This is a genomic window from Nocardiopsis oceanisediminis, assembly GCF_048595525.1.
Lineage (GTDB): Bacteria > Actinomycetota > Actinomycetes > Streptosporangiales > Streptosporangiaceae > Nocardiopsis_A > Nocardiopsis_A oceanisediminis.
The window spans coordinates 581,365-598,252 of record NZ_JAFMZJ010000001.1 but is presented as its reverse complement, the minus strand read 5'-3'; the positions used below and the strand labels follow the sequence as shown (position 1 = coordinate 598,252).

Genomic DNA, 16,888 nt, shown 5'->3' with positions numbered 1-16,888 from the left:
GGCGGACGCGCGCCCTCCCGCTCCGGGCCGCCCCGCCCGCCGCGCGTCGGCGCCCCGACCGGGCATCCCGCACCGGCCGGCACCCGGCCCCGGCGGCCGCGGGCACCCCCGGAACCGGAGGCGGTGCGTCCAGCGCGCCGCCCCCCGCCCGCGCCCCCGGTACCGCCGACCGGCGGCCGCCTCCGCAGGTCCGCCCCCCGGCGGGCGGCGGCCCGCCCGACGTGCACCGGACGGCCGCAGCCCTCCGGTGCCCCCGCCGCCGACCGGGCCTCCGGTCCGCCCCGCCCGGCGCACGCCGGCGCCCGCCCCGGGCGGCCGCGGACCTCTGGCGCGCTCATCGCGGGCCCTCCCCTCGCAGCGGCGCGGCGGCGACGGTGTCCAGGACCGCGGACATCGCGGCCAGGCTCTCCGGCCAGGCGCCGAGTTCCGGGGCGCGGAGGCGGGCCGCGCGGCGGAGGCGGCGCCGCAGGGCGGTACCGGTGAGCCAGCGGCGGAGCGCCGCGGCGAGCGCCGGGGCGTCGCCGGGCGGCACCAGAAGGCCCGGCACGTCCCCGCCCGGGGCGCGGCCGATGGTCTCCGGGAGCGCGCCCGCCGCCGCGGCCAGCACCGGGATGCCGCGCGCCAGCGCTTCGGCGGCGGCCATCCCGAAGGTCTCCGCCCTGGACGGCAGCACCACCAGGTCCGCGGCGGCGTAAGCGGCCTCCAGCTCGGCGCCGGCCAGCGGACCGGCCAGGCGCACCCTGCCGCCCAGGCCGTGCCGGGCGACCCGTCCGAGGACCTCCGCGGTGAACTCCGGGGCGCGCTCCGCCGGGCCGGCGCAGCGGCACTCCCAGGGCAGGTCGGCGACGGCGGCGAGCGCCTCGACCAGCAGGTCGTGGCCCTTGCGCGGGGTGACCGAGGCGACGCAGAGCAGCCCGGAGGCCCCGTCGGTTCCGGAAGCGGGAGGGGCCGGGTCGGTGCCCGGCGGGACGACGTGCACCCGGTCGGCGGGCAGCCGGTACCGCGCGGCCAGCTCCCGGCCGGCCCACGGCCCGGTCGCCACCACGGCGGCCGCCGCCCGCAGCACCTCCCGCTCGCGGGCCTCCAGGCCGGCGGCGGCCGCGGGCGCCAGTCCCGTCTCGTCGGCCAGCGGCAGGTGCACCAGGACCGCGATGCGCAGCCGGCCCGCCTCCGGCACCGCGATGTCCGGCGCGGCGCAGGCGAGCAGCCCGTCGGCGAGCACCACGGAGCCGTCCGGGCAGGCGGCGAGGGCGCGGGCCAGCTCCGCCCGGTCCGCCGGGCCCGGGTCCGGCCACTTCCCCGGGACCCGGTGCTCGCGGACCGGCCGCCCCGCCTCGGCCAGCCCCCAGACGACCCGCCGGTCGTAGAGGTCTCCCCCGCTCAGCCCGGCGGGGTCGTCCGCCCCGGCGGGCAGCACCACGGCGACGGGCGCGCTCGCCGCGGCCACAGGGACCGGGCCCGGGGGCCCGCAGCCGTCCGGGGCCCGCGGCGGGGTCACAGGTCCCGCTCGCAGGTCGCCCAGGCCACGTGCGACTCGTGCAGGGTGACCGCCAGCCCGGTCAGGCCGTGCGCGCCGGCGCCGAGGGCGCCGGCCGCGATCCGCTCGGCGAGCCGGTCGGCGACCACCCCGGCGAGGAACTCGGTGGTGGTGTTGGCCCCGGCGAACTCCGGCACCTCGTCCAGGTTGCGGTGGTTGAGCGGGGCGAGCACCGCGCCGAGCTCCCGGGAGGCCAGCCCGATGTCGACGACCACCCCGTCGGCGTCGAGCTCCGGCCGGCGGAACTCCGCGTCGACCACGAACGTGGCGCCGTGCAGCGCCTGGGCGGGGCCGAACACCTCGCCGCGGAAGCTGTGCGCGACCATCACGTGGTCGCGGACGGTGACACTGAACAAGAGCCGACTCCTCGTCGTCTGGTCGGGGCGGGCGTCAGGGGTAGGCGATCCGGTGGCACAGCGCGGGCAGCGACCCGTCCGCGAGCCGGGGCATCACCGCGGGCAGCTCGCCGAAGGCGCTCTCCCCGGTGATCAGCGCGTCGAAGGCGGGGTCGGCGAGCAGCTCCAGGGCCAGGGCCATCCGGTCGGCGAAGGTCCGCCGGGAAGCGCGCGCCGGGGAGACCGTGCCGACCTGGCTGGCGCGGATCGCCAGCCGGCGGCTGTGGAAGGCCTCGCCCAGCGGGAGCGCGACGCTGCGGTCGCCGTACCAGCTCAGCTCGACGACCTCCCCCTCTGCGGCGAGCAGCCGCAGGCACAGGGCCAGCCCCTCCTCGGTGGCGCTGGCGTGCAGAACCAGGTCGCAGTGGCCGCGGGCGCGCTCGGGCAGGGCGAACTCGGCCCCCAGCCGGCGGGCCACCGCGGCGCGGTCCGGGTCGGTGTCCACGAGCTGGACCCGGACGCCGGGGAAGCGCGCCAGCAGCCGGGCGGCGCAGCAGCCCACCATCCCGCCGCCGACCACCGCCACCCGGTCGCCGAGCAGCGGAGCCGCGTCCCAGAGCGCGTTGACCGCGGTCTCCACGGTGCCGGCCAGCACGGCGCGGCGCGGCGGCACGCCGTCCGGCAGCGGCGTCACCGCGCCGGCCGGGACGACGAAGCGGGTCTGGTGCGGGTGGAGCGCGAAGACGTCCCGGCCGAGCAGGTGCGGCGGTCCGTGCTCGACCGTTCCGACGCTGAGGTAGCCGTACTTGACCGGCCCGGGGAACTCGCCCTCCTGGAAGGGGGCGCGCATCGCGCGGTGCTGGCTCTCCGGGACGCCGCCGCGGAAGACCAGCTCCTCGGTGCCCCGGCTGACGCCGGTGTAGCGGGTGCGCACCAGGACCTCGCCGGGTCCGGGCTCGGGCAGCTCGACGGCGCGGATCTCGCCCCGCCCGGGGGCGGCGATCCAGAACGCGTGCGCGGTCTCCGCCATGTCAGCCCTCCGTCCGGCCGGCCCGCCGGGGGCGGCCCGCGGCCGCCCCGGTCCGGCCGGGTTCAGGAAGGCCGCCGCCCCGCGCCTTCGGGAGGGGGCTGCTCCGGGGCGTCGGAGCGGCGCCGTTCCGCGCCGGCGGGGCGCCGGCCCGCGCTTCCCTGAAGGCGCCGCTCCGCGCTTCGGCACCGCTCCGGGGGTCCGGGGGAGCGCCGCCCCCCGCCGGCGAACGGACGCCGCCGCGCACCTGCCCACCGGCGCCGCTCCGCATTTCCCCGCCGCTCGAAGACTCCGGGGAGGCCTCGCTCCCTGCCACCGGCGGAGCGCCTCCCCGCCCCCTTCGCGGACCGCCGCTCCGAGGGTCCGGAGGAGCGCCGCCCCCCGCCGACGTACGGACGCCGCCGCGCACCTGCCCACCGGCGCCGCTCCGCCTTTCCCCGCCGCTCGCCGAGCCGGGGGGAGCCTCGCTCCCCGCCGGCGGGCGGGCACCGGTACCGCCCCCCGCCGGCCGGAAAGCGCCGGTCCGCGCCCCCGCCGCCCCTCCGCCGGCCCGGTCCGGGCCGGGCTCCGCCCGCCCGGCGCGCCACAGCCACCGCACGTCGCGGCCGAAGGACCAGGCCAGCAGCGCCAGCGCCAGGCCCGCGACGGCGGCCGCGGCCGGCCGGGGCAGCAGGTCCGGGGCGACGGCGATCAGCGCCACCGCCTGCAGCACCGCGACGGCCTTCCGGGCCCGGCTCGGCGGGAGTTCGCCGCGGAGCCGGGGGAGCACCCGCGCCGCGGCGGCGAAGGCGTAGCGCATCGCGCCGATCGCCGCCGTCCACGGGCCGAGGAAGAGCGCGGCGTGCAGGCTCAGCACCAGGATGAGGAAGGCGTCGACCTCCATGTCGAAGCGGGCCCCGCGCGGCGAGGAGGTCCCGGTGCGCCGGGCCACCCTGCCGTCCACCCCGTCCAGGACCAGGCCGGCCGCGGCGAGCACGGCGATGGCCAGCGCGGCCGGGCCGTCGGTGCCGGCGGCGCCGTCGAGCGCGCGGTCGGCGACGAGCGCCGCGACCCCGCCGACCAGCACCGCGCGGGCCAGGGTGACCTTGTCGGCCGGGCTGAGCGGGCGCGCGCCCGAGCGGCGCACCGCGGCCGCCAGCAGCGCGCACAGCGCCGCCGCGTAGCCCAGCCCGGCCAGCCAGCCGACCGCGCCCAGCCCGATGGCCGCGCAGACCAGCCCGAGCAGGACCGGCTGGGCGGCGGCGCCGGCGACCGGGCCGATCCCGGTCCGGGCCGGGCCGCCGCGCGGGCCCCGGTCCGGCGCCGCACCGCCGGCGGTCGCCCCGTCCGCTGCGCTAACCGGCCGCACGCGCCCTCCCCAGTTCGTCCAGGAGCATCCCGCGCAGGCCGGGGGCGACGGCGATCGTCGCCGCCGAGTCGGCGGTGTGCTCGCTCCCGTCGGCGTCCAGCACCAGGCCGCCCGCCTCGCGCACCAGCAGCGCGCCGGCCGAGGTGTCCCAGGGCAGGTTCGCCAGGATGACCGCGGCGTCGATCCGCCCGGAGGCCGTCCACGCCAGGTCGATCGCCGCCGCGCCGAACATGCGCAGCCGCTGCACCCGGCCGCCGAGCCGGTCCATCAGCGCCAGCCGGACCCGGTTCCGCTCCGCGGCCCCCTCGCCGCGGGCGAAGTCGCCGATCGCGACGGCGGCGCGGGCCGGGTCGGTCTCGGAGGAGACCCGGATCGGCGCGCCGTCGGCGTGCGCCCCGCCGCCCTGCACGGCGGTGTAGACGGCGCCGAGGAACGGGTGGTCGATGACGGCGAGCACGCTGCGCCCACCGGTGATCAGGCCGAGCGAGACCGCGCACAGCGGGATGCCGCGGGCGAAGTTGGCGGTGCCGTCGATCGGGTCGAGCACCCAGCGCGGGCCGGCGGGCGCCCCGCTGAGGCCGTGCTCCTCGCCGAGCAGGCCGATCTCCGGCGTCTCGCGCGCCAGGAAGGACCTGACCTCCTCCTCGACCGCCAAGTCGACGTCGGTGACCAGGTCGCGGTCGCCTTTGGCGGTGACCGCGGCGGGGCCGCGCGAGCGGACGGTGCGGCGGGCGCGCGCGACCGCCTCGCGGGCGAGGGGCAGCAGGCCGACGGGGCCGTCAGGGCCGTGCACCGCGGCCTCCCTCCTCGGCGGGGGCGGCCGGGGCGTGCCCGGCACCGCCCTCCACCGGGTCCGGTCCGAGGTTCGGCAGGTCGTGGCCGAGCCGGTCGCGCTTGGCGGTGAGGTAGCGGACGTTCCCGTCGTGCACCGGGGCGAGCAGCGGGACCCGGGCGGCGACCTCGATGCCGTGGGCGCGCAGCGCCTCGGTCTTGTCCGGGTTGTTGGAGAGCAGCCGGACCGCGCCGATGCCGAGGTGGCGCAGGACCCGGGCGGCCGGCCCGTAGTCGCGGACGTCCACCGGCAGGCCGAGGGAGGTGGCCGAGTCGACCGTGTCCAGGCCCTGCTCGTCCTGGAGGATGTGCGTGCGCACCTTGGCCACCAGGCCGATCCCGCGCCCTTCGTGTCCGCGCAGGTAGACCAGGACCCCGGCGCCCTCCTCGGCGATCGCGTCCAGGGCCGCGCCGAGCTGGTCGCCGCACTCGCAGCGCACCGCGCCGAACACGTCCCCGGTCATGCATTCGGAGTGCACCCGGACCAGGGCGGCCTCCCGCGCGGCCGGGTCCCCGCGGACCAGGGCCATGTGCTCGTGCCCGTCGACCGGGTCCCGGAAGGCCACGGCGCGGAACGTTCCGCGCCGGGTCACCAGGTCGGATTCGGCGACGTCGCCCAGGTCGAGTGCGTGTTCGCGCATCTTCCCCCCTCGGTTCGCGGAACCGGGCCGTGGATCGTACCGCCGTGGATTCCTACCCGGCTTCGCGCTGGTAGCGTGCCCGGCGGAGTCGTAGACTCAGGATTCGATACTCGAAACTTGGGACACCATATCTCATTTGGGGGAGGAAGCCCATGGGCGGGGACCAGCGGGCGGGCCTGGGGCCGACGCGGCGGCGCCGCCGGTTGTCCGACGCCGAGACCGAGCGGCGGATGCTGGACACCGCGAAGCAGATGGTCGAGGAGAGCGGCCTGACGGTGAGCCTGGAGCACATCGGGCTGGAGGACGTCATCCGCGACGCCGGGGTGTCGCGCAGCGCGGTCTACCGGCGCTGGCCCTACAAGGACCTGTTCTTCAGCGACCTGCTCAAGGAGCTGGCCCGCGGCTCCGACCCGGCGATCTCCGGCAGCGCCCCGGGGGCCCTCGCCGCGGTCCGCCGGATCGTCCTCGACCGGCTGGACTGGCTGCGCGTCCCCGAGCGGCGCGTCGCGCTCATCGCCGAGGTGGCCCGCCAGGGGGCGCTCCGGGAGGTGGAGACCTTCCACCGGTCGCCGCAGTGGCGCACCTACCTCGCCCTGCACGCGACCTTCCTCAGCCTCCCCGAGGGGGAGCTCCGGGACGAGGTGCGGTCCGCGCTCGCCGCCTCGGAGCGCGACGTCTCCGCCCGCCTCGCCGAGACCTACCGGCGGATGGCCGGGCTGCTCGGCCTCAGGGTGCGCCCGGAGAGCGGCGCCTCCTACGCCACCCTGGCCGGACTCGCCAACGCGGTGGTCCGCGGCCTGGTCATCATGGTCCCCTCCACCCCGGAGATCATCGCCGGCACCGCCCCCGCCAACCCGTTCGGCGCCCCGGAGGAGGCCGAGTGGTCCCAGCCCGGCCTGGGCCTCGGCGCCCTGTTCAGCGCCCTGATCGAGCCCGACCCGGACGCGGTCTTCGACGACGCCCGCATCGAGGAGGTCCGCCGCACCCTGCTCGCGGAGGAGCGGCCCTAGCCGTATTGCCCCGGACCGCCGAGCCGGCACCGCCGCGCCGGGCCCCGCAGGGGTGCGTGCTAACCTCGGCGGCGACCGGAAACGGACCGACCGAGGAGGTGAGACCCGTTCCTATCCGTACAGGCCGGGTGCTCCCGCCTCGCGACCGCGCGGCCCGCCTCCGCTAGGAGGACGGGAGAGCACCCTTCGCCCTGCGTTGAAAGGCTCTCCGCGGTGACCCGCATCTCTGCAGCGTCCTCTCCGTCCCCCCTCTTCTCCCCTCCTCCGGGCCTCCCGCCCGCCCCCGTCCTGGCCGCGACCGCCGAGCGGCTCCGCGCGGCCGGCTGCGTCTTCGCCGAGGACGAGGCCCTGCTGCTCGTCGAAGCGGCCGAGACCCCCGAGCTGCTCGCCTCCCTGGTGGAGCGCCGCTCCGCCGGACTCCCCCTGGAGCACCTGCTGGGCTGGGCCGAATTCGCCGGCCTGCGGATCAGCGTGGGGCCGGGCGTGTTCGTCCCCCGGCGGCGCACCGAGTTCCTCGCCGCGCGGGCGGCCGCGCTGCTCCGCCCCGGCGGCGTCGCCGTCGACCTGTGCTGCGGTTCCGGCGCCGTCGGCGCGGCGCTGCTCGCCGCGGTGGGCGGCGCCGAGGTGCACGCCGCCGACATCGACCCGGTCGCGGTGGACTGCGCGCGCCGCAACCTGGACGGCGCGGGCGGGGTGCACCTGGGCGACCTCTTCGACGCGCTGCCGGAACGGCTGCGCGGCCGGATCGACGTGGTCGCGGCCAACGCCCCCTACGTCCCCACCGGGGCGATCGGGACGCTCCCCCCGGAGGCCCGCGACCACGAACCGCTCGCCACCCTGGACGGCGGCGCCGACGGCCTGGACGTGCAGCGCCGGGTGGCCGCCGCCGCACCCGGCTGGCTCCGCCCCGGCGGGGCGCTGCTGATCGAGACCAGCACCCGGCAGGCCCCGATGACCTGCGACATCTTCACCCGGGCCGGGCTGGTCCCGCAGGCCGTCGAGGACGATGAACTCGACGCGACCGCGGTCGTCGGCGTCCTTCCGTAGCCGCTGCGCCGCCCGCGGCCGGTCCCGGCGCCGCGGCCCCGTCCGGGCACCGGGTCGGGGCCCCGGGACCGGGGACGCCGGCCGGGGCGCCCGGCCGGGGTCCGGCCCGCTCCCCCTCGCGGAGTACCCGGGCGGCGCCGGGCGTCCCGCGTCCATCCCGGGGATGACACCGGGAGTCCACCGCAGGCGGACGCCGCGCCGCCCGCCCTCCGCCTAGCGTCACCGGGAACGCAACCGGCGGAAGGAAGAGGGCGGCGATGGCGACGGCGGACGCGGAGAGGAACACGGGGCGGGGCCGCTTTCTCGGCCTCTCCCTGCCCTGGATCTTCGGCCTGGCGCTGCTCGGGGTGCCCCGGGTGGTCGCGCACGACCTCGGACCGCCCCCTCAGGCGGTCAACGCGGTACTGGTGTTCGTCCCGCTCGCGGCCTGGATCGCGGTGGTGCTGCGGAAGCGGGTGCCCAACCCGCTGGTGGCGCTGCTCGCGGTGGGCCTGGTCTACGGGGTGCTGCTCGGCGCGGTGCACCAGGTGCTGTGGAGCCACTCGTTCGCCGCCGGCGCCCCCGAGCTCGGCGGCGAGCTGGCCGGGACGCTCTCCCCCGCCGCCGAGGACCTGGTGCTGCGCGGGGCGTCGATGGTGAGCAGCCTGGTCACCGGTGTACTGGTCGGGCTGATCAGCGGCCTCGTCGCGCTGGGCCTCTCCCGCGCCCTGCACCGGAGGTGACCGGCGCGGGGTCCACCGGGCCCCGCGCCGGCGGGCCCGGCGCACGCCCGGGACCGGCGGGGGCGGGACCGCCCCGCGCAGGGCCGCGCAGGCCTCCGCCGCGCCGGCCGGCGCCCCCGCGCGGACCCCGTCCCGCGGCGGCCTCCGCGCCCTCGCCGCCCTGAAGACGGCCGGGGCGGCGAGGGCGCCGAGGCCGCCGCCGGGCCCGCCTCGCTCAGCGGTCGAGCCGCTCCGAGCGGAAGGTCGGGCGGCCGGCCAGCAGGGTGAGCAGGATCGGCATCGAGCGCAGGTCGGCCGGGGGCGTCTCGGCCGGATCGGCCCCGGTGAGCACCAGGTCGGCGGGGTCCCCCGGGCGGACCTCGGAGCGGCCGCCCGCGGCCGCGGCGAGCGCCGCCGCCAGCGGGACGGCCTGCTCGGCGTGCCAGGGCGGCCGCTCGTCGTCGGTCCGGGCCACCGCGGAGGCGATCCCGTCCCAGGGGTCCAGCGGCGCGACCGGGGCGTCCGAGCCGATCTCCAGCCGGGCACCGGCCGCGAGCAGGTCGGCGTAGGGGAAGGCGCGACCGGTCCGGCCGCGCCAGTGGTGCTCGGCGACGTCCCGGTCGTCGGGGGCGTGCGCCGGCTGCACGCTCGCGACCACACCGAGCCGGGCGAACCGCTCGGCGTCACCGGGGCGGAGCAGCTGCGCGTGCTCGATCCGCCCGGCGCAGCCGACCTCGGCGAACGCGTCCAGCGCGATCCGGTTGGCGCCGTCGCCGATGGCGTGCACCGCGGGGTGCAGGCCGTGCGCGGCGGCCTTGCGCATCAGCGGCACCAGCTCCTCCGGGGGCAGTTCCAGCACCCCGAACCGGTGCGGCGCGCCCGGCCCGGCGTCCGGGTAGGGGTCGTCGCAGTAGGCGGTCCGGGTGTTCAGCGACCCGTCGGTGAACAGCTTGAACGGGCCGACGGTGAGCAGCCCGTCCGGGCGGAGCGCCAGCCCGGTGCGGTGGCCGCGCTCGATGGCGGTGTCCAGCAGGGGGCGGGCGATCACGCAGGCCACCCGGACCACGGGGGTGCGCCGCCCGGCGCGGCGCAGCCAGTCGGCGGCGGTGTCGGCGAGCTCGTAGTCGGCGACGCCGGTGACGCCGCGCGCCGCCGCGGCGTCGGCGGCCTCCAGCACCCGGGTGTCGCGCACCTCCTCCGGTGCGCTCGGCAGCGCCGCGGTGACCTCCATGCACGCGCCCTCGATGAACACCCCGGTGGGGTGGTCCCGGCCGAGCAGCCGCAGCGCGGCCGGGCTCAGCCAGCACATGTGCAGGTCGTTGGCGATGAGCGCGACCGGCACCCCGGGGGCGGCCCGCTCCAGCAGGTCCTTGTGCGGGGCGTCGGGCCACATCGCGTCGCGGAGCCCCGCGCCGACCACGAGCTCGCCGGGGGCGGCGCCGCGCTCCCGGACCGCGTCCCGGACGGCGTCGGCGGCGGCCGCGGCCGAGGCGGCGTGCCCCAGCGGCACCCGGCGCCGGTGCTCAGACCACTGGCCCATGTGCGCGTGCGCGTCGACCAGTCCGGGCAGCAGCGTGCCGCCGCGCCCCTCGATCTGCTCCTCGCCGTCGGCGCGGGCGCCGGGCGGTTCGATCGCGGCGACCCTGCCGCCCCGGATCCGCACGTCCCGGAGCGGGCCGCGCGGCCCGCGGCGCACCCCGCGCAGCAGCAGGCCGGGCTCCGGCCGGGCGGTCTCCTCGGTTCGATCGGGCATGTCCCCTCCCGGGCGGCTCGGTCGGCGCTGCACCGGTGCCATACTGCCGCACCGGCCGGGTGCCGACAGGGCCCGGCCCCGGCCCGCCCCCGGGCGATGATCTTGACGTTGCGGGCCTATCAGAGCGCTCTGATAGGCCCGCAACGTCAAGATCATCGGGGGAAGGGCGGGTGAGGCGGTGTTCTTCCGCGCCCACCGCCTTTTCCCATCAACGGTCAAGGACCCGGGAAGCGGGCCCCGCGCCCGCTTCCCGGGCACCCCGGCCCCCTCCCGCTCGGCGGCAGGGGCAGGGGCGGCGACCCGCGGAGACGCGGGAAGGCCGGGGCCCTCCCGGCGTCCCGGGTACCGGCCCGCGGTACCCGCCGTCCGGGGCCGCATGGGCCGCGGCCGGGCGGTGCGTCCTTCGCCCGGCCGCGGCGCGACCGGCGGAGGCGACGCGCCTCTCCCCCGCCGGGGTCGGTGGGTCAGCCCGTGTAGGCGGGCTCCTTGGGCAGGGCCTGGGCGGGGCCCGCCTCGGGCACGTCCCCGCCGGGGGCCGGGCTCGGCTGGACCGTCCCCTCGCCCGGTGCGGGGCTCGGCTCGACGGGCGAGTCCTCCCCGGGGCTCGGCTCGACGGGCGAGTCCTCCCCGGGGGCCGGGCTCGGCTCGACGGGGGCGGCGGACGGGTCCGCGGGGACCGCGGGCGGGGCGCCGTCCCCCGCGAAGGCGGGGGCCGCGCCGACCGGCGCGGCGGCGGCCAGCGCGGCGGCGAGCAGGAATCCGGTGAATCGCATGCGATGTCCTTTCAGAGCGGGGGTCCTCCGGCGTCGGCGCCGGAGGTCACTCGGATATCTCGACGGGGGTGCCGAGCGGCAGGTGCCCGGCCATCCAGGCGATGTCGTCGTTGGAGACCCGTACGCACCCGTGGCTGACCTCGGTTCCCAGGACCGACTCGTCCGGGGTGCCGTGCACCGCGAGCTGGCCCGGGCCGCCGGCGAAGGTCTCCAGGGTCGGGGAGAAGCCGCTGAGCCCGAAGGCGTAGGCGCCGTACTCCCCGTCCGGGTCGGGGGGCTCCAGCAGCTCGGTGAAGTAGTACCGGCCGGGCGGCGTGGGGGTGTCCTCCACGCCGATGGCGATCTCGCCGCCGCGCACCTCCTCCTCCCCGTCGAGCACGGAGAAGGAGAAGGCGTCCATGTCGACCTCCAGCCGGAAGGCGGTCGAGGTGAGCTCCACCTCGTCCCGCCGGATCCAGCCGGTGCCGCCGTTCGGCCGGATCGGCAGCAGCACCTCCAGCCAGTCGCCCTCGGCCCGCTCGACCAGGAACACCCGCTCGGCGCCGAGGTCGTTCGGGTTGGCGAGGGTCTCGACCGGCTTGCCGTCCGGTCCGTCGCGGACGTCGACCTCCTCGCCGATCGCGGTGGCGATCCGCGCCTTTCCCGCGGCCTCCGGGGCGGCGCCCTCGCCGCCCGGCGGCCCCGGCTCGCCGCCCGCACCGCAGGCGGTCAGCGCGGCCGGCAGCACGACCGCGGCCGACAAACCGCCGAGCACGGCGGCGGGGGTTCGGGGCATGGTCTCCGTCCAGGTCTGCCGGGGGTTCTCCGGCACGATTCCGCGCCGGAACGGCCTCCACTCTGGCCACCCGATGTGAGGAGGTCGTGAGCGCGCGGTGTGAAGGCCGTGTCGCCCCGCCGGCGTGGCCTAGCATCGGTCGATACCGGACAGAACCGCAGGAGGCCCCGAGGGTGTGCGCGCACGTGCTGATCGCCGAGGACGACGCCAACCAGGCGGAGCTGGTCCGGCGCTACCTGGAGCACGAGGGGCACACCGCGTCCGTCGTGCACGACGGGCGCGCCGCTCTCGCCGAGTTCCACCGCAGCGGACCCGACCTGGTGATCCTGGACGTGATGATGCCGGTGCTGGACGGCCGGGAGGCCTGCCGGGCGCTGCGCGCCGCCTCCGACGACGTCGCGCTGCTGATGCTCACCGCCCGCTCCACCGAAGAAGACCTGCTGGACGGCCTTGACCTCGGCGCGGACGACTACGTCACCAAGCCCTACAGCCCGCGCGAGCTGATGGCCCGGGTGCGCACCCTGCTCCGCCGGGCCCGGCGCTCCTCATCCGCCCGCGCCGCCGACACGGTGCTCCGCGCCGGGCCGCTCACCGTGGACACGTCCCGGTACACCGTGCACTTCGACGGCGCCCCGGTGGAATGCACCCCGGGCGAGTTCCAGCTGCTCGCCGCGATGGCGGCGCGCCCCGGGCACGTGTTCACCCGGTCCCGGCTGCTGGAGCACATCCACGGCATCGACCGGTTCATCACCGAGCGCAGCATCGACGTGCACGTGAAGAACCTGCGCAAGAAGTTCGAACCGGACCCGCGGTCGCCGCGCTGGCTGGTGACCGTGTTCGGGGTCGGCTACAAGCTCAACGGGGACCTGCGTGCCGAGGGCACGGCGTAACCGGCACCGGGCCACCGGCGTCCCGCTCCGGCACAGCCTGCTCGCCCGGCTGATGGCCAGCTCCGCGCTGGTCGCGGTCTGCTCCATCACCGCGACGGCGTGGCTGACCGCGCAGGGCGCCTCGGAGTCGATCAGCGTCGACCAGGGCGAGACGCTGGCCGTGGACACCCGGATCAACGACGCCCTGCTGGGGTACGCGGCGCAGCACACCTCCTGGGGCGGGGTGCAGCCGGTGGTGGACCGGCTCGCCGGGGAGACCGGCCGGCGCATCGTGCTGACCACGGAGAACCGGGCGCCGCTGGCCGACTCCGACGACGCCGGCGCCCCGCTGCCGCCGCGCGCGTCGTCGGTGGTGGACCCGCTGGCGGTGGACGTCTCCTCCGCCGCGGAGGGGGCGGACCGGATCGACCCGCGGGCGGTCGGCCCGTTCGAGCTGCCGGCCGGGGAGCGGGAGAGGCTCCGGGAGGCCGCCGAGTGGGCCGCGTCCTGCCTGGCCGGTTCCTACGGGATCGACGCCCGGGTGGAGGAGTCCCCCAGCGGGCGGCCGTTCGTCGGGCTGCCCGAGGAGGAGGCGGACCTCTACGACCCCTCCTGCGGCCAGGACGCGCTCTCGGCCCCCACCGAGACCGAGGAGGAGGCGCTGAAGGACCTGAACACGCTCATCCGGAGCTGCCTGGAGCCCTCCGGCCTGGAGGCGGTGTACACGATCGACCCCTCGACCGGGGAGGGCGACTTCTTCGAGGTCCCGGACTTCGCCCCGCCGGAGCAGAGGCCGGGGGCGCCGTGGGGCGGCGGGGAGGAGCGGCCCTCGCCCACGCCCACGCCGCCGGTGGCGGCGCCCTCGGAGCCGTCCCTGGTGCCGGACCCGGGCGCGGAGGCCGACGGGTCCGCCGGCATCGACCCGCGCATCGCCTCCTGCGTCGACGAGAGCCGCCGCGCCCAGCTCGCTTCGTACGTGGCGCCGAGCGCCCTGCTCTTCATCGACGACCCGGGCGACGCGTCCCCGATGGGCATCTCGCTCTCCTCCGAGGGGTGGCTCCGGATCGGCGGGGTCGCGCTGCTGGTGCTGGTGCTGACGGTGGGGGTGAGCGTCGCCGTGTCGACCCGCCTGGTCCGCCCGGTGCGCTCGCTGACCACGGCGGTGCGGCGGATGGGCTCGGGCGCCGGCGCGCGCCGGGTGGAGGTGCGCGACTCCGGCGAGATCGGCCGGCTGGCCGCCGCGTTCAACGAGATGGCCGAGCACCTGGACCGGCTGGAGCGGCAGCGCAAGGACATGATCAGCGACGTCTCGCACGAGCTGCGCACCCCGCTGAGCAACCTGCGCGGCTGGCTGGAGGCGGCGCAGGACGGCGTCACCGAGCTCTCCCCGGACCGCACCGCGATGCTGGTCGAGGAGACGCTGCTGCTCCAGCGGATCATCGACGACCTGCGCGACCTGGCGCTGGCCGACGCGGGCCGGCTCGACCTGGCACTGGAGCCGGTCGACCTGGACCGGCTCGTCGGCCAGGCGGTGGCGAGCCATTCGCTGACCGCGGAGGGCGCCGGTGTGCGCCTGGCGGCCGACACCGAGCCGGGGGTGGTGCCGATCGCCGACCGGGCCCGGCTGCTGCAGGCCATCGGGAACCTGGTCGGCAACGCGATCCGGCACACCCCGGAGGGCGGGGCGGTGACGGTGCGCGGCCGCCGGGACGGCGGGGACGCGCTGATCGAGGTGGTCGACACCGGGAGCGGGATCTCCGCGGAGGACCTGCCGCACGTCTTCGGCCGGTTCTGGCGGGCGGACAAGTCGCGCAACCGCCGGACCGGCGGCAGCGGCCTGGGCCTGGCGATCGTCCGCAACATCGCCGAGCTGCACGGCGGCGCCGCCGGCGCGGCGCACGCCCCCGGCGGCGGCGCGGCGTTCACCGTCCGCGTCCCCCTCGGCGGCCCTACCGGCCCGGCGGAGGGCGCCTCCGGCCCCCGGGAGCCCGCCGCGGGCCCCGGCCGCTGACCGGAGCCCCCGCCCCGCACCGCCCGGACCACCGCGCCGGCCTGCGCGGACACCGGGCCGCACGGGAAAGGGACCCGGCCGCTCCGGGGGCCGGTGCCGCCCTGCCTCCCTTGGGAGGACGGCCGGAACCGCCCCGGGCGGCCGCCTCTCCGAACCGGGCGGTGCGGCCGTCGCCTCCGGGCGCGCGGAGCGGGCCCGTACGGGCGGAACGCCCCGCCTCCGGCCCCCTCCCGCCCTGCGATGGGCGGGGCCGGGAGGCACCCCCGGCGGCGACCGCCGGCGGCCGGGGCGGGCGCCTCCCATCGGCGTTCCGGGGACCGCGCGGATCCGGGCGGCCGCCCCCGTACCGGACGGCGGTCCCGGTACGCCCCGGCCGCACGGGGCGGGGCGCCCCCGGGTCACTCCCCGGGTACGCCCCCGCCGCCGTCCTCGCCGTCCTCGCCGCCGGCGGCGCCGCCGGTCTTCCCGGCCGGCCGGCCCCGCCGGGGGATGGCGCCCGCGTTGCGGGGCATCCGGCCGGAGTCGTTGAGGGCGCGGCGGAGCAGGAACTCGATCTGGGCATTGGTGCTGCGCAGCTCGTCGCCGGCCCAGCGCGCCAGTGCGTCGTGCACCGCGGGGTCCAGGCGGAGCAGGATCTTCTTCCGCTCGGCCACTGCTATCAGGCCGTTCCTACTGGTAGAGCGAGCCCGTGTTCACCACCGGGCTGGTCGGTCGGTCCGAGCAGAGCACCACCAGCAGGTTGCTGACCATGGTCGCCTTGCGCTCCTCGTCCAGGTCCACCACCTCCTGCTCGGAGAGGCGCTGCAGGGCCAGGTCGACCATGCTGACCGCGCCGTCCACGATCTGCCGGCGGGCCGCCACCACCGCGCTGGCCTGCTGCCGCTGGAGCATGGCCTGGGCGATCTCCTGGGCGTAGGCCAGGTGGGTGAAGCGGGCCTCGACGATGCGCACGCCGGCCGACTCCACCCGCTCGGTGATCTCCCGGGACATCTGCTCGGTGATCTCCTCGGCGTTGTCCCGCAGCGAGAGCACGCCCTCCTGGTGGGCGTCGTAGGGGTAGCGGTTGGCGATGTGCCGCACCCCGGCCTCGGTCTGGGTGGAGACGAACTGCACGAAGTCGTCGACCTCGAAGGCGGCCCGGGCGGTGTCCTCCACCTGCCAGACCACCACCGCGGCGATGTCGATCGGGTTGCCCTCGGCGTCGTTGACCTTCATCACCGAGGTCTCGTGGTTGCGGATCCGGGTGGAGATCGCCCGCCGGGTGGTGAGCGGGTTGACCCAGCGCAGGCCGTCCTTGCGGACGGTGCCGGTGTAGCGGCCGAGGAACTGGACGACCCGCGCCTCGTTGGGTGCGACGACGGTCAGCCCGAGCGCGGTGACCGCCGCGGCGAGCAGCAGCACCGCGCCCGCCCCGAGCAGGCCCCAGGCGGCGCCGGCCAGCCCGACCACCCCCAGGGCGATTCCGCCGATGGCCGCGGCCAGGCAGACCAGTGCGACGGGCAGCCCGGCGGCGCCGAACGCGACGCGCTCCCTGTACTGCGGTTCCGGCATCTCCACGGCCGCCGCAGGCGGGATCTCCGCTTCCATTCGGTGCTCCTCACGGTCGAGGTGGTCCAGATTACTTGATGACGCGAGCATAGCATTGTGATATCACTTTTTTAGGACGACCCGAAGGAGGGCCCATGACGACACGAGAGGCCGCCCGCCACGTGGCCGAGCCCCGGCTCCGCCCGCCGCGGCACCGGGTGCAGCGCCGCGCCATCGCGCACTGGACCGTGCGCACCCTGTTCGCGACCGCGGCCGCGGCGGCACCGACCGCAATCGCGGCGGTCACCCTGGCCCTGTTCGAGGTGGTGCCCTGGCTCGTCCTGACCCTGGGGGCCGCCACCGCGGCCGTCGCCGCGATCGGCCTGGCCGTCACCGCGGTGATGCCGGTCTGGCGCTACCGGGTGCACCGCTGGGAGATCACCGACGAGGCCGTCTACACCGCCTCCGGCTGGCTGTGGCAGGAGTGGCGGATCGCCCCGCTCTCCCGCATCCAGACCGTGGACACCGACCGCGGGCCGCTGCAGCGCGCGTTCGGGCTGGCCACCCTCACCGTCACCACCGCCTCGGCGGCCGGCCCGCTGAAGGTGGACGGCCTCGACGCCGAGCTCGCCGCCGACCTGGCGGCCCGGCTCTCCGAGGCCACCCAGGCCATCCCCGGCGACGCGACATGAAGGGCGTGACC

17 protein-coding genes are annotated in these 16,888 nt (G+C 77.9%); 6 read left to right on the top strand and 11 right to left on the bottom strand.

What is annotated here, in order from left to right; all coding sequences use genetic code 11:
• Positions 1-334 precede the first annotated feature (334 nt).
• Genes J0910_RS03160 through J0910_RS03135 form a run of 6 tightly spaced genes read right to left on the bottom strand, consistent with a single transcriptional unit; the run spans position 335 to position 5,719 of the window.
• A complete protein-coding gene (locus J0910_RS03160) occupies positions 335-1,447 on the bottom strand; it encodes a glycosyltransferase family 4 protein (RefSeq protein ID WP_420156996.1) in 1,113 nt (370 codons plus the stop codon).
• A gap of 47 nt (positions 1,448-1,494) precedes the next feature.
• Positions 1,495-1,893, bottom strand: coding sequence for a 6-pyruvoyl trahydropterin synthase family protein (locus J0910_RS03155; protein ID WP_420156995.1), 399 nt, complete (start codon positions 1,891-1,893; stop codon positions 1,495-1,497).
• 34 nt (positions 1,894-1,927) lie between these two features.
• On the bottom strand, positions 1,928-2,902 hold the full coding sequence (locus J0910_RS03150; protein WP_420156994.1) for a zinc-dependent alcohol dehydrogenase: 975 nt from the start codon (positions 2,900-2,902) through the stop codon (positions 1,928-1,930).
• A 1-nt stretch (position 2,903) separates the two neighbouring features.
• Entirely contained in the window at positions 2,904-4,247 is a 1,344-nt protein-coding gene (locus J0910_RS03145) for a CDP-alcohol phosphatidyltransferase family protein (RefSeq protein ID WP_420156993.1), read from the bottom strand.
• Positions 4,234-5,040 carry an inositol monophosphatase family protein gene (locus J0910_RS03140; RefSeq protein WP_420156992.1) on the bottom strand — a complete coding sequence of 269 codons (807 nt, stop codon included), beginning with the start codon at positions 5,038-5,040 and terminating at the stop codon, positions 4,234-4,236. The genes J0910_RS03145 and J0910_RS03140 overlap by 14 nt, the downstream gene beginning before the upstream one ends.
• Positions 5,027-5,719, bottom strand: a complete 693-nt coding sequence (locus tag J0910_RS03135) for a GTP cyclohydrolase II (protein ID WP_420156991.1) — start codon at positions 5,717-5,719, stop codon at positions 5,027-5,029. The genes J0910_RS03140 and J0910_RS03135 overlap by 14 nt, the downstream gene beginning before the upstream one ends.
• 152 nt (positions 5,720-5,871) lie before the next feature.
• Here J0910_RS03135 and J0910_RS03130 point away from each other — a divergent pair, with 152 nt between their 5' ends.
• The 3 genes from J0910_RS03130 to J0910_RS03120 all read left to right on the top strand — a co-directional run bounded on the left by J0910_RS03130 (position 5,872) and on the right by J0910_RS03120 (position 8,498).
• On the top strand, positions 5,872-6,729 hold the full coding sequence (locus J0910_RS03130; RefSeq protein ID WP_420156990.1) for a TetR/AcrR family transcriptional regulator: 858 nt from the start codon (positions 5,872-5,874) through the stop codon (positions 6,727-6,729).
• 288 nt (positions 6,730-7,017) lie between these two features.
• On the top strand, positions 7,018-7,776 hold the full coding sequence (locus J0910_RS03125; protein ID WP_420161876.1) for a putative protein N(5)-glutamine methyltransferase: 759 nt from the start codon (positions 7,018-7,020) through the stop codon (positions 7,774-7,776).
• A 257-nt stretch (positions 7,777-8,033) separates the two neighbouring features.
• Positions 8,034-8,498, top strand: a complete 465-nt coding sequence (locus J0910_RS03120) for a hypothetical protein (RefSeq protein ID WP_420156989.1) — start codon at positions 8,034-8,036, stop codon at positions 8,496-8,498.
• Between the two features lie 214 nt (positions 8,499-8,712).
• Here J0910_RS03120 and J0910_RS03115 read toward each other — a convergent pair whose 3' ends face one another.
• The 3 genes from J0910_RS03115 to J0910_RS03105 form a co-directional block, all read right to left on the bottom strand.
• Complete coding sequence (locus tag J0910_RS03115; protein ID WP_420156988.1) at positions 8,713-10,230, bottom strand: amidohydrolase; 1,518 nt, start codon at positions 10,228-10,230, stop codon at positions 8,713-8,715.
• A 464-nt stretch (positions 10,231-10,694) separates the two neighbouring features.
• A complete protein-coding gene (locus J0910_RS03110) occupies positions 10,695-11,003 on the bottom strand; it encodes a hypothetical protein (protein WP_420156987.1) in 309 nt (102 codons plus the stop codon).
• 46 nt (positions 11,004-11,049) lie between these two features.
• Positions 11,050-11,778 (bottom strand): L,D-transpeptidase family protein, encoded by a 729-nt coding sequence (locus tag J0910_RS03105; protein ID WP_420156986.1) that lies wholly within the window; start codon positions 11,776-11,778, stop codon positions 11,050-11,052.
• A 173-nt stretch (positions 11,779-11,951) separates the two neighbouring features.
• On the opposite strand from J0910_RS03105, the gene J0910_RS03100 reads away from it, so the two are divergent.
• Together J0910_RS03100 and J0910_RS03095 are read left to right on the top strand one after the other, a co-directional pair.
• A complete protein-coding gene (locus tag J0910_RS03100; protein ID WP_420156985.1) occupies positions 11,952-12,668 on the top strand; it encodes a response regulator transcription factor in 717 nt (238 codons plus the stop codon).
• The gene (locus tag J0910_RS03095; protein WP_420156984.1) at positions 12,649-14,658 is read left to right on the top strand and encodes a sensor histidine kinase; all 2,010 of its coding nucleotides are present in this window, start codon (positions 12,649-12,651) and stop codon (positions 14,656-14,658) included. The genes J0910_RS03100 and J0910_RS03095 overlap by 20 nt, the downstream gene beginning before the upstream one ends.
• Before the next feature lie 398 nt (positions 14,659-15,056).
• Here the strand turns inward: J0910_RS03095 and J0910_RS03090 are convergent, their stop codons facing one another.
• Both J0910_RS03090 and J0910_RS03085 read right to left on the bottom strand, forming a co-directional pair.
• Entirely contained in the window at positions 15,057-15,311 is a 255-nt protein-coding gene (locus J0910_RS03090) for a type II toxin-antitoxin system antitoxin (protein WP_420156983.1), read from the bottom strand.
• 16 nt (positions 15,312-15,327) lie between these two features.
• Positions 15,328-16,245 (bottom strand): SPFH domain-containing protein, encoded by a 918-nt coding sequence (locus J0910_RS03085; protein ID WP_420156982.1) that lies wholly within the window; start codon positions 16,243-16,245, stop codon positions 15,328-15,330.
• Positions 16,246-16,340: 95 nt separating this feature from the next.
• Between J0910_RS03085 and J0910_RS03080 the strand changes: the two genes are divergently transcribed.
• On the top strand, positions 16,341-16,877 hold the full coding sequence (locus J0910_RS03080; protein ID WP_420156981.1) for a PH domain-containing protein: 537 nt from the start codon (positions 16,341-16,343) through the stop codon (positions 16,875-16,877).
• Positions 16,878-16,888 lie beyond the last annotated feature (11 nt).